The sequence below is a fragment of the Enterococcus pingfangensis genome (assembly GCF_005405205.1).
Classification (GTDB): Bacteria; Bacillota; Bacilli; order Lactobacillales; family Enterococcaceae; genus Enterococcus_A; species Enterococcus_A pingfangensis.
The window spans coordinates 176,658-189,220 of record NZ_BJDP01000001.1 but is presented as its reverse complement, the minus strand read 5'-3'; the positions used below and the strand labels follow the sequence as shown (position 1 = coordinate 189,220).

At 37.2% G+C, this 12,563-nt stretch carries 7 protein-coding genes and 1 pseudogene; 3 read left to right on the top strand and 5 right to left on the bottom strand.

Going from position 1 to position 12,563, the window contains the following annotated elements; all coding sequences use genetic code 11:
* Positions 1 to 2,175, bottom strand: a complete 2,175-nt coding sequence (locus FFM63_RS00840; protein WP_137608451.1) for an alpha-galactosidase — start codon at positions 2,173 to 2,175, stop codon at positions 1 to 3.
* Positions 2,176 to 2,262: 87 nt separating this feature from the next.
* Here FFM63_RS00840 and FFM63_RS00835 point away from each other — a divergent pair, with 87 nt between their 5' ends.
* The gene (locus FFM63_RS00835; RefSeq protein WP_137608450.1) at positions 2,263 to 3,060 is read left to right on the top strand and encodes a helix-turn-helix domain-containing protein; all 798 of its coding nucleotides are present in this window, start codon (positions 2,263 to 2,265) and stop codon (positions 3,058 to 3,060) included.
* A gap of 168 nt (positions 3,061 to 3,228) precedes the next feature.
* Here FFM63_RS00835 and FFM63_RS00830 read toward each other — a convergent pair whose 3' ends face one another.
* From FFM63_RS00830 to FFM63_RS00820, 3 genes are all read right to left on the bottom strand, one after another.
* Positions 3,229 to 3,531, bottom strand: coding sequence for a hypothetical protein (locus FFM63_RS00830; RefSeq protein WP_137608449.1), 303 nt, complete (start codon positions 3,529 to 3,531; stop codon positions 3,229 to 3,231).
* Between the two features lie 379 nt (positions 3,532 to 3,910).
* The gene (locus tag FFM63_RS00825; protein WP_137608448.1) at positions 3,911 to 5,191 is read right to left on the bottom strand and encodes a 2-hydroxycarboxylate transporter family protein; all 1,281 of its coding nucleotides are present in this window, start codon (positions 5,189 to 5,191) and stop codon (positions 3,911 to 3,913) included.
* A gap of 17 nt (positions 5,192 to 5,208) precedes the next feature.
* Positions 5,209 to 6,831 (bottom strand): malolactic enzyme, encoded by a 1,623-nt coding sequence (locus FFM63_RS00820; RefSeq protein WP_137608447.1) that lies wholly within the window; start codon positions 6,829 to 6,831, stop codon positions 5,209 to 5,211.
* 161 nt (positions 6,832 to 6,992) lie between these two features.
* Here FFM63_RS00820 and FFM63_RS00815 point away from each other — a divergent pair, with 161 nt between their 5' ends.
* Positions 6,993 to 7,886, top strand: coding sequence for a LysR family transcriptional regulator (locus tag FFM63_RS00815; RefSeq protein WP_137608446.1), 894 nt, complete (start codon positions 6,993 to 6,995; stop codon positions 7,884 to 7,886).
* Between the two features lie 514 nt (positions 7,887 to 8,400).
* A complete protein-coding gene (locus tag FFM63_RS00810) occupies positions 8,401 to 10,503 on the top strand; it encodes an LTA synthase family protein (RefSeq protein WP_137608445.1) in 2,103 nt (700 codons plus the stop codon).
* Between the two features lie 89 nt (positions 10,504 to 10,592).
* Here the strand turns inward: FFM63_RS00810 and FFM63_RS00805 are convergent.
* Positions 10,593 to 12,479: pseudogene (locus tag FFM63_RS00805) on the bottom strand (endonuclease MutS2).
* Between the last annotated feature and the right edge of the window lie 84 nt (positions 12,480 to 12,563).

The window sequence follows — 12,563 nt, the reverse complement described above, 5'->3', positions numbered from 1 at the left end:
TTATTCTATGACAGTCCAATGAGTATGGAAGCTTCGGAAATCACCTTTGATCCTTGGGATAAGAATCCCTGCATGATTTAATTCGCTACCACTATAAATTTCCCCAGTACTCATATCCTTATAATCAGATGCTTCATCAAGATACTTTGTTTTTAGATACTGGATTTTCTGTGCTGGTTGAGCTAGTCCGTTAAAATAGACAAGAAGTGCCTCTGTTTCATTTTTAAATAGCCAAGCAGTAGAATATGCTGCATCGATTTCTTTTAATCGAAAAAATTGACCAAACTGCAATAAACTCCTATGGCTTTTATAAAAAGTAATTTGATCTCTTATAACATCAAGTTCCTGCGGAGATAGCTCCTCTATAGCTAATTCATAGCCGAAATTACCACTCATTGCAATTAGAAAACGACTTTCTAAAGGAGTAATTCGCCCTACTTGATGATTAGGGCTATCCGAAACATGAGACCCCATCATAATCGGTGGGTACAGATAACTATATCCAAATTGGATTTTCGAACGACACAAAGCATCTGTGTTATCGCTTGTCCAAGTTTGAGGCATAAAAGCGACCATTCCAGGATCAAATCTACCGCCCCCACTGGAGCAATTTTCAAAAAGAACTTTTGGAAATTGCTCGGTTACCTCAATGAGGATACGATAAAGTCCTAAAACATAACGATGACTAACTTCCTTTTGCTGATCATTAGGTAGATGAAAACTTCCGACCTCTGTTAAATGTCGATTCATATCCCACTTTATATAATCAATTTTATTTGAAGAAAGATATTTCACCAGTATACCAATGAGGTATTCTTGAACTTCTGGTAAACTCAAATTCAAGACAAGCTGTTGTCTCCCCTGTGTTTGAGGATAACCCGGAACCTGCAGACTCCACTCTGGATGCATCTTAAATAAATGACTTTTTACAGAAATCATTTCTGGCTCAAACCATAAACCAAATTTCATATTCTGTTGATGAATACTATCTGCAAGATGCTCGATTCCATTTGGAAGCTTTTCTTTATTTACATTCCAATCGCCTAAAGATGTTGTATCATCCTCACGACAGCCAAACCAACCATCGTCTAAAACAAATAATTCAATTCCTAATGTACTAGCTATCCGAGCTTGTCTAATTAAATCACGTTCAGTAAAATCAAAATAATTTCCCTCCCAAGAATTAAGTAGTATCGGACGTTCTTCCTGTTGCCATTGCTTCGGAATCAAATGGGTTTGATATAATTTATGAAAAGTCTGAGAAAGCTGGTTAAATCCTCCATCGCTAAAATTTAATACAACCTCGGGTGTTTGAAAATTTGATCCAGGTATCAATTTCCACTCAAAGTTCTCTGGATTGATTCCTATTTGGATTCGTGTACTACCATATTGTTCTACCTCAGCCTGAGCAATAAAATTCCCACTATAAATGAAATGAAACCCGTAAACGTCTCCTTGATCTTCATTCGTATATTTGTCAGCAAGACCTAAGAACGGATGATGTTGGGGACTACTAGTTCCCCTGGTTGACCCTATTTTTTGTATACCAGGATGTAGTGATTGCCGATGAATTGTCGCCTCATTTGTATGCGCCCCATTCAGTGTCATTAAATCAAAATCGCAACGAGAAAAATCTAGAAGCATTGAACCAGCATTTTCTATATATACTGCCTTTTCTCCGTTATTTTTGTACTCCACACTACGTGTAATTACTGGAAGATCATCATATATCGTATAGTACAATACCATTTCAAGCAACTGAACATGATCTACAAGATAAATGGCTAAGGTTTGCTCTTTTTCTCCTCTTAGTGAGGGTAGTCCTTTCAAAATTAATTTCTCTTCTAAAATTTCAAATCGATCATATACGAAATTAGTAATATGGTTTCCTTCAATATTTCGAAACTGATAATTACTCACCCGATAATCCAAGCTACCTTGCGTACTAGTTTCAAGTGGTAACGTATTTACCGAAAAAGTACGTTCTTCACCAATTGGATTCGTGGAAAAACCACGATCGATAGTTTGAAGTTGATTAATTTTATGATAACCTTTCAAACGACAACCAAAATACCTATGGGTAAGATATTTTTCTTTTTCGATTCCAATAATGTAACTAATTTCATTATTACTCAAATGAAAAATATTTTGTGATTTATCAAAAAAAATTGACATTTATACCTACCATCCCTTCTATTATATATATAATAGAAGGGATGGTAGGTAGTAACAAGAAGAAAATATTTTACGGAGGGTAATATATTGCAAAAATCTATACGTCAATTCCATTATATAAATGAGCAACATTTCCCTTTAATTCAAGGTATCGGCATAGGGCAAGGAAGTATTAATTATCATTGGGATGCCAGCCTCCGAAAAGAACAACTAATTGTTTTGCAAGTAACTTTAAAAGGTCAAGGATTTATACAAGTAGGAGAAAAAACTTTTAGCTTAACACAAAACAAAGCTTTTCTTGCTAAAATCCCTGGGAATTTCCGCTACTTTGGTGAAGATTGGCATTTTTTGTTTATTGAGTTTTCAGAGAGTATGATCCAGTGGTTAGATACGGAAGTTACTATTGTTGAATTATCAGAAGTGTTTATTGAGATGCTGCGAGAATTTATTGCGGATAATAAAACACGAGAATTGACGGTCGTACAAAATGCTAAAATGGCTTTCTCACTTTTTTTGGATATTAAGGAAGAGATACAAAAAGAAATCCAATATCACTATAACGCAGAAAAAATCCAAGCTGCAAAGGAATATATCGATGAATACTATTTCGAAGATATTAACTTAGACTTTTTATCTGAAAAATATGAGATTTCAAAATACAAATTAATACGACAATTTGAATTAGCTTATAAATTTTCACCAATATACTATTTAAAAAGAGTACGCATATTTCATTCATTGTCACTTTTATGGGAAGATGAAGCTGTAGAAATAGTCGCAAAAAAGGTTGGTTTTTCAACGGGAAACTATTTTAGTAAAGTATTCAAAAAAAATATGGGTATCTCTCCCAGTGAGTATAAAAATAAAAAGACACGCTACTATTAGCGACTCTTTTTCACAATACTGCTGTTTCAAGTATGGTGGCTTACTAATAACCGTTCATTCAGTTTTCCAAACTAAACGAACGGTTATTTTTTATTTCTCTAAAAAATCATCACGACTTCCAATTGTTAATAGATAAAGTTCTGGTTCCCCTAATCTGTTATGTAATCTCTAAGAGTTTTTAGAAAAATAATCATCAACAAGAGTTTTTATTTTTCCATAGTCTTTTTTCATAAATAAGATGGCTGGTATTTCGATGATTGGTAAATAGTTTTCGTTTTCAAAAGGAGGATATGGTTTTGGAACCACCAGATAATCGACGTTATCTTTATCCTTGATGTAATTGATAGAAACATCATAATCCTTTGAAAAATAATCTTTCAAATCATCGTGATTCTTGATTGTTGGCGCAGCAAAGATCGAGCCATAATTGATCCCTGTGCTGACTGTTAATACAAAACAAATCTTTTTCATACTATACCTCCTCCTTTTTACTAACTATAACGCAAATGACTACCTTTGGTAAACCGCTTTCAATGCGGCATACTCAATTAAATTTTACCATTCATGCAATTTTAAAAAAACGAACGATTATTTTTTCGTTTCTCTAAAAACTTCATCGTGACTTCCGCTTGCTAATAGATAAAGTTTTATGATTAGCAATTCTGTAAACAAGCCAATCCCCCTCAATATGTAGTTCCCTCAGTCCCTTATAAGATCTTTTTTTAATAAACTAGAGTTATTCTGCAAATTTACTGACTTATCCCCTCTTAAAAAAGCCCGATCATCAAAAATGATCGGGCTTGCTACATAATGCTAGCTATTCAAAAATCAGTTCTTTATAAAATATCGGCTACCCATAAAAGAACCGGATAAGTACACCGCCCATAATTAGAACGATCGCGCCGCACAATCGATTGGCCATTTGCGCAAAGGCAATCATTTCCATTCGATTAGAAGCAGATAAAACGGCGATGTTTCCTGTTCCGCCCATCGAATTATTGACCATTCCAGCACCGATAGAAGTTTCTACAGGATACATCCCTAAAACCAATCCTAGGAACCAGCTAGTTAGCCCCATCGAAACGACACTCGTTAAACATAGTACGATGAATTGCCAAGTTAATGCTGAAGCAAGTGTTGTAAGATCAATCATAGCTAACCCAATACCAGCTAAAACGGCGTGTGTTAAGTTCGTCATAATGATTTGATTGAACATTACAACGGAATTCTCAAGTTCTTTGGGAACCGCGTTGAAAGCTTTAAGTAAAAAGACAATAATAATCATAAAAGCATATTCGTGAACATTTGGGAAAAATTTATTGAGGATCGCCCCAACCATAAGTAGCGAAAAAGCAAAAAGCATCCCCACACCGATTTTTGTCGCATCAAATGTGATCTTTGGTTTTTCAAGTTCTTCTTTCGTCGCAGAGACCAACGTTCCATGACCATTGTATTTTGTCTTATCAAATATTTTGGAAATCGAAAGTGCTCCAATGATCGCAATAATATTTCCAAAGGTCACAGCTGGTGCTAATTGTGAAAAGATCACTGCTTGATTTCCATGTGCTAAGCCATCCGCATAGATTTGAGAAAGTGGTGTAATCCCCGCTCCCATACCGCCGGACATCATAGGCATCGAAACATACATCACAGAATGAGCAAAACCTTTACCTAGCAAAACGCCTACGGTCCCTACTGCAAAAAAGCCGACAACCATGGTAACTAGCGCAACTGGTATAAATTTAGCGGATGCTTTAACAAGTAGGCTTCTGTTCATTCCTAGTATCGAACCACAAATAAGTGCTGCGATATAGAAATCTAAAAAGCCGAATTGTCCACCCATAAATTTTCCTACCGCCGTGATCACGTCTGACGGAAGAAGATGAAATGCTGAAATCAGCATCGCTCCGATCAGTGTGAAAACTGATCCGCCGCCAAGGTAAGAATTCATAATCGGCAGCTTTTCACCGATAAAATATAGCAGGTGTCCCATCAAAACAAGAAGCAGTGTGATCCCCACCATATTCAACGGCAGTTTTCCTAGGGCAATCGTACTTATCATGACGATTAGGAAAAAGGCATATAGTGGAAGACTAATTCCTGAAATTTTTATATCTTTTAATTTTTTCATTTTAAACAGTCAGCCTCCTAGTATTTTGGATACCATTTGATATTTCGAACAGCTTTTTCCATATCTTTTTCTTCAGCCTTAGCCAATCCTTGTTCTTGAGCCTTTTTAGCGACGGCTTCTGCAACTTTAATCGACATTTCTGCTACTTGTTCAAATGGAGGAAGAACTGGAGCTCCTGCTTCATCTGGATTAACTAGTCCGCCTAATGAATGTGCTGCTGCGCCAATCATTTCATCGGTAAGAAGTGCTGCTTCTGAAGCAAGCATACCTAATCCTAATCCAGGATAAATCAACGCGTTGTTCGCTTGACCAATTTGGAAGTCGGTTCCTTTGTAGTTTACATTATTTGAAGGGACTCCCGTTGCTACAAAGGCTTTTCCGTCAGACCAAGTAATCACTTGTTCAGCGTTAGCTTCCAATTTTTTGGTTGGATTAGAAATTGGGAAAATAACTGGACGTTCTGTATTATCGCACATAGCTTCTACAACTTCTTGCGTAAAGGCTCCAGCGTTTGTAGAAGTTCCAACTAAAATAGTCGGTTTAACTGTTTTGACAACGTTCGCAAGGTCGGTCAGTTCCGCCGCATTTGCAAAATCTTCGCGTTTTTTAGCAAACGGTTTTTGAGCGGGAGTCAAATCTTCCATATCATCAAAAAGCAATCCTTGTTTATCCATCATAAAGAAGTGTTTGTAGGCTTCTTCTGCTGACAAACCTTCGCTTACCATTTCAGCATGAACACGAGCAGCAATACCAGCACCAGCAGATCCGCCGCCGTAGCAAAGATAGATTTGATCCGTTAATTTTTCGCCCGTAATATCAAGTGCTCCAAATATTCCGCCAAGAACTACGATTCCTGTTCCTTGAATATCATCATTGAACGTTGGAATTACGTTTTTATATTTGTTTAAGATATTTGAAGCCGTTGACCGACCAAAATCTTCCCAGTGCAAGTATAACTTAGGAAACATTTCTTCGGCTGTTTCGACAAAATTATCAATAAAATCATAATAGCTTTCGCCATAAACTCGTTCGTGACGGTTCCCAAGATACATAGGATCTGCTAATAATTCTTTTCGATTGGTCCCTGCATCAATAACGATAGGTAAAACAGTGGCAGGATCGATCCCAGCTGCAGCTGTATAAACCATTAATTTCCCAACTGAAATATCAACACCTTGAGTTCCCCAATCGCCGATACCAAGAATCCCTTCAGCATCTGTTACAACGATAAGCCGGATGTTTCTATCACCCGCCGCATTTTCTAGAGTGGCTTTGATATTTTCAGGATGATTGATATCAAGATAGGCTGCGTATTGTGGATCGACAAAAAGATGGCTATAGTTTTCGATTGTTTCTGCAATAACTGGATCATAAACAATTGGGTTAAATTCCACAATATGTTGATTAAATAAATAATAGAACAATGTCCGATTCGTATTGAATATTTCCATCAAAAAATGACGTTTCTCAATATCAGAGGTTTTTTTCAAGTATTGTTGATACGTTTGTTCAGCTTGCTCTTCGATTGTTTGGATATATGGTGGCAAAAGTCCTACCAAGCCAAGTTCTTTACGCTCTTCCATAGTAAAAGCTGTTCCTTTATTCAAAAAAGGATTATTTAATATTTCGTGTGCTCGCATGTGTGTTTCCTCCAAATAAATTTAATATAAGTGATCATTACTGAGGTATTTTAATGCTTATAAAAAATTATAGTCAAATCCCCTAGATACGATAAATATTTTTTATATCAAATAGAAAGACTTGTGGTAAACTATGGAAAATGAAAGGAGTCTTTTAACCAATGAATCTGCATGATTTTGAATACTTTAATACCTTAGGCAACTTGCTTTCCTTTACGGCCGCGGCAAAATACTCTGGCGTCAGTCAGCCTACGATCACTTACGCCGTAAAAAGGTTGGAAAAACATTATGATTGCGATTTAATCTATAAAGATCCTTCTCATAGAACAGTCGCTCTAACCAATGAGGGAAAAGTTTTAAAAATGCACATAGAAAATATTTTGGATGAACTGGATTTAATTGAACGGGCGATCGAGCATTCTAAAAACAAGCAGATCCCAATCGGTTTTCCGCCTATTATCAGGGTAAAGATCCTCACTCAATTGTTACAAAAAAAAGAAAATATCGATTTTATCGCAAATTTCGATTTTATATCGGGCGGCTCTGAGGAGTTGTTAGCGAAACTTCTATCTGGGCACATTGATTTTAGTCTTATTGGCAGTATCGCTCCACTCAACCATCCAAATTTATTTGTTAAACAACTTTATGAACGCGAGTTTTATATTTTTGTTTCTAAAAATAATCCTTTAGCACTTCGAAAGGAAATTTCCTTTAGCGAAGCACTGGAATATCCATTTATCCTACTCGATGAAAATTATGTCCATATGGAAGCTTTCCGGAACCTCAATGAAAAATATCATAAAAAAGCTAAGATCCTGCTTAGTTCTTCTGATATTCAAACCACTGGTCAGCTCGTTAAGTCCAATATCGGAATCACTTTAATGACGGATTTTCTTCCATTTGCTGATATGGAAGGCCTCGTCAAAGTTCCCTTGATTGCAGAAGACAAACAAACTTTCCATGTCCAATATTCCTATTTAAAGAATGCGTTCCTCAGTGAAAAGCTGCAGGAATTGATCATCCTACTAGACGGACTCGACGAAAGTGAAGAATAGTTCTCTATTCTGCCTGAAACTATTAAATAATGACTATACAAAAGGTTCCCCGCTCTTAATCTTATTGAGAGCGAGGAACCTTTTTCTTTTTTATTGAAGGGAATTCTTACTGTTAGGATCTATTACTTATTAGTCAAAGGTAATCGGATTAATTTCAGCTATAAATAATGCAACGAGGAAAAGAGCTGTCAGGATAGCTGTAGCATTAAATAATCTTCGTGTCAGTTTAGTTGGCTTGAGCATAGCGATATTCAGGCTCTGAATTCATAAGTTTATTCTTACTATCAGTTTATATTTTTGCAGCTGAAGTCTCCGAAGGGAGCAGTCCTTTTGTTTGATGGATCAAGTTCAAAAAAATTTCGGATCCGCGTTTATTAAGAATTACTTACATTATACAAAAATGGCTGCCAAAATGCTGATATGTCGGCGTATCTAACTTGTTTCAGTTTGACCTTAGTATAAAAAAACGATAAACTATTTAAGGATATGAAAAATAATTGTAAGGAGCATGAGAATGTTTCATTTAAAAAAATATAGTGATTTTATTAAGACTAGAATGGGATTTTTTAGTTTGTTGATCGGCTTACTATGGGTGAAAAATATGTTTGCCTATGTCGTCGATTTCCATTTAGGGATTCAAAACCCTATGCAATTATTTATTTTACTAATCAATCCTCTGAGCGTTTCAATGCTGCTGCTTAGTATCGGCTTATTTATTAAGCGGTCGAAAGCTGCTTATATAACGTTATTTATCATTTACGGCTTGCTGACAATTTGGCTGTTTTCAAATGCGGTCTATTATCGTGAGTTCACGGATTTTATTACGATCAATACATTGCTTGGCGCAGGCCAAGTGTCAACTGGTTTAGGCGAAAGTGCGGTTCGTTTGTTCCGCTGGTATGACATTTTTTATGTTTTAGATTTATTTATCTTCCCGGTTCTATTTTTCAAAAAGAAAATTACAATCGACGAAAAGTACCCGCGTTTTCGTCAAGCTGTAGCGTTAGCGGCACTTTCTTTATTGATTGGCAGCGGAAATATTTTCTTTGCAGAGATCGATCGCTCAGGTTTATTGAGCCGACAATTTTCACGTGAATATTTAGTGAAATATCTAGGCGTGAATGCTTTTACACTTTATGATAGTTATCAGACTTATCAAAATAACCAAATTCGCGCTGAAGCGAGTCCCAATGATCTTAAAGAAGTTGAAAGCTACGTCAAAGAGCATTACGCGGAGCCGAATGACTCGATGTTTGGAATCGCTAAAGGGAAAAATGTCGTCTATATCCATTTAGAAAGTTTCCAGCAATTTTTGCTCGATTATCAATTAACTGATGAAAATGGCGTACAACATACGGTTACCCCCTTCTTAAATAGTTTGTATCATGGCGAAAGTACGTATAGCTTTGATAACTTTTTCCATCAAGTCAAAGCTGGGAAAACGTCTGATGCCGAAACACTGATGGAAAACTCGTTATTCGGTTTGAATCAAGGCGCGTTATTTACTCAAATGGGTGATAAAAATACCTTTGAAGCGGCGCCAAATATTTTGAAACAAAAAGCAGATTACACTTCTGCGGTTTTCCATGGACATTCCGCTTCATTTTGGAATCGTGATAAGACTTATAAGCATTTAGGATTTGAATACTTCTTCGATTCCTCTTATTACGATATTAATGATGACAATTCGTTCCAATACGGGATGCATGACAAGCCATTCTTAAACCAGTCTGTGCAGTATTTAGAACATTTACAGCAGCCGTTCTATGCGAAATTTATTACTGTTTCGAACCATTATCCTTATTCTAGTTTTAAAAATGATGAAGACGGCTTTCCTTTAGCGAATACTAAAGATGAAACAATCAATGGTTATTTTGCAACGGCAAATTATTTAGACACCGCATTAAAAGAATTTTTTGACTATATGAAGGAGAGCGGTTTATACGATAACTCGATTTTCGTCTTGTACGGGGATCATTATGGGATTTCCAATACGCGTAATAAAGACCTGGCTCCATTACTAGGAAAAGATTCTTCCAACTGGACGGATTATGATAATGCACAGTTACAACGCGTTCCTTTTATGATTCACATTCCCGGTACAACAACTGGTGGGATCAATCACACGTACGGCGGACAAGTCGATGCGCTTCCTACTCTGCTTCATTTACTAGGCATCGATTCTAAGAAATATCTGCAACTTGGCCAAGATCTATTTTCAACTGAACATAAACAAGTAGTGGCCTTTCGTGACGGTGATTTTGTTACTCCAGAATACACTTTCTACGGCGGAAAAATGTATGATAATCAAACAGAACAAGTCATCGATGAGCCGACACCTGAGCAAGAAAAGCTGTTTGTTGAGTTGAATCAAGATGTGGACCAGCAATTGATCACTTCTGATAAAATTACTAATGGCGACTTATTGAGGTACTATCAAGATAGCGGCTTAGATTCTATTGACCCAAGTTCATTTGATTACCACGATCAAAAAGCGCGTTTGGAAGAGATTGAACGGCAAAAAGGTGCACAGTCTTCCAGCTTATATAGCGAGAACAATCAGAAATCAACGATCGGTTTGTATAAAACTAAGACCTATCAACAATATGAAGAATAAAAAAGCGACCTGGAAAAATAAATTTCCGGGTCGTTTTTTTCTAGACAATGATCAGGTTTCTCTGCTCCGATACACTCTATTAGAATTTATTATTGTTGTTTCCTCTGCATAGCTTCTTTTTTTAATTTTCGCTGTGCTTTTTTTGAGCCGCGGTCGATATCGCGCCGCTCTTTCCGTGATTGGAAGTCTTCGAATAAATTTTCGACTTCATAATCGGCCGGATAAAGTTCGCTTGCACGGAATTCAAGTTTGATCCGGCGTTTTGGAACTTCTATAAACTGACCGTCAAGATATACCGATACGCTGTCTGAAAAGGGCATTTCTTGATAGATCAGCGCAGATTTTTGTTGTTCTAATAAGAAGACTTTGTCCCCTTTATAATAGGTCGATTCATCAGCGCTTGTAATCAGTTTTTGTGCGGTTACTTTAAAATTTTTCTTTTCCAGTTGATAATTACGATCCGTAAAATAATTTTGTGCATTAGCAATGATCTGCTCGGAAAGTTCCATTTTTTTAGCGATCCACAGCGCGTTGCTTTCACCAGTCTGACCGATCAGCAGACGATACTTCGGTGTTAAATGCTGCGCGTCAAAATCCATAGCCGCGGTAATAAAATCAGGATGCATTTCTGTAAACCGCTTGATTTCTCCATAGTGAGTCGTAGTGATCAATATACTGCCTTTTTGATAAAACTCTTCCATGATCGCAATCGCTAAAGCCGCACCCTCATTCGGTTCCGTCCCGCTGCCTAATTCATCCAGTAAGACCAAACTATTTTTTCGTGTTTGGCGGAGGATCTCAGAAATATTTTGTAAATGCCCAGAAAATGTACTTAAGGCATTTTCGATACTTTGAGAATCACCAATATCAACAAAAATCTGATCAAAAATCGCAATTTCTGTTCCTTCTTGTGCAGGAATCTGCAGCCCGATCATCGTCATAAGCGTCAGCAGTGCGACGGTTTTCAAGACGACCGTTTTTCCGCCGGCGTTAGGCCCAGTGATCGTTAATCATCGATAGTCTTTTCCAATAGTCAAATCAAGTGCCACCGCGTGCTCAATCAATGGATGTGTCGCAGATACTAAGTGAATATAGCCCGCGGCATTTATTTTTGGTGTGATGCCTTTCAATTCGCGACTGAACTTCCCGCGAGCAAAAATCTGATCGAACTCAGCAATAATCTCAAGATTTTGTTGGATTTGCGGGAAAGCTTCTGCCAACAGACCAGTGAGTGTTGCCAAAATTTGATAGATTTCGGCTTCTTCCACCATTTTATGATACGTTAATTGTTCGTTCCAACGACTGACACTGCTAGGTTCAATATAGGCCGTTGTCCCCTTACTCGAAAGTTCAATAATCGTTCCAGCAATTTGTTTTTTATAAGCGGCTTTGATCGGAACAGTAAAAATGTCGTTGCGTTTAGTAATGATCGCTTCTTGCAGTTTTTCTTTATTTTGCCGGATAAATTTCTTTAATAGTTCCTGGATTTTATCTTGTGTCTCCGCAATATCTCGCCGAGCTCGGCGCAACTCACGACTGGCATCATCAACGATCCGTCCATTGCGAATCACTTGATAGATCTCCGTTTCGATTTCAGAAAAGTCACTGAGTCCCTGGGCATAACGATCCAACGTAGGCGTAATCGTTTGATTTTTAGCGAAAAATTGCCGAATCAAGCGTAAGCTGCGCAAAAAGTCCGCGTATTCAAGTAATTCTTGCGGCGATAGAACGAATCCTTTTTCAAGTTGATTCGTAATATGTTCGATACTTTGCAACCCCATAAACGGTACATGAAGATTGCTGTCGAGTAATTTTTTCGCCTCCGTTGTTTCGGTCAGTCTTTTTTCAACAACGGATAGTTTTGCATGAGGCTGTGTTGCGGCGATTAGTTTTTTTCCAAAGCTGCTAATCGCATAGCTGCTTAATTTTTGTTTGATTTCATTAAATTGTGTTTTAGTAAATGTTTTAGTATTCATAGTCTCTTTCCTTTCGATTGAAAAGACACCTATCGCTGCTGCGGGAAACTCAACTAGAACTAGTTTTGATCACAGCTATCTTTT

Excerpts from the sequence above, each read along its gene's own strand:
- FFM63_RS00810 (WP_137608445.1), top strand. The coding sequence starts at position 8,401 with ATGTTTCATTTAAAAAAATATAGTGATTTTATTAAGACTAGAATGGGA.
- FFM63_RS00815 (WP_137608446.1), top strand. The coding sequence starts at position 6,993 with ATGAATCTGCATGATTTTGAATACTTTAATACCTTAGGCAACTTGCTT.
- FFM63_RS00830 (WP_137608449.1), bottom strand. The coding sequence starts at position 3,531 with ATGAAAAAGATTTGTTTTGTATTAACAGTCAGCACAGGGATCAATTAT.
- FFM63_RS00820 (WP_137608447.1), bottom strand. The coding sequence starts at position 6,831 with ATGCGAGCACACGAAATATTAAATAATCCTTTTTTGAATAAAGGAACA.
- FFM63_RS00825 (WP_137608448.1), bottom strand. The coding sequence starts at position 5,191 with ATGAAAAAATTAAAAGATATAAAAATTTCAGGAATTAGTCTTCCACTA.
- FFM63_RS00840 (WP_137608451.1), bottom strand. The coding sequence starts at position 2,175 with ATGTCAATTTTTTTTGATAAATCACAAAATATTTTTCATTTGAGTAAT.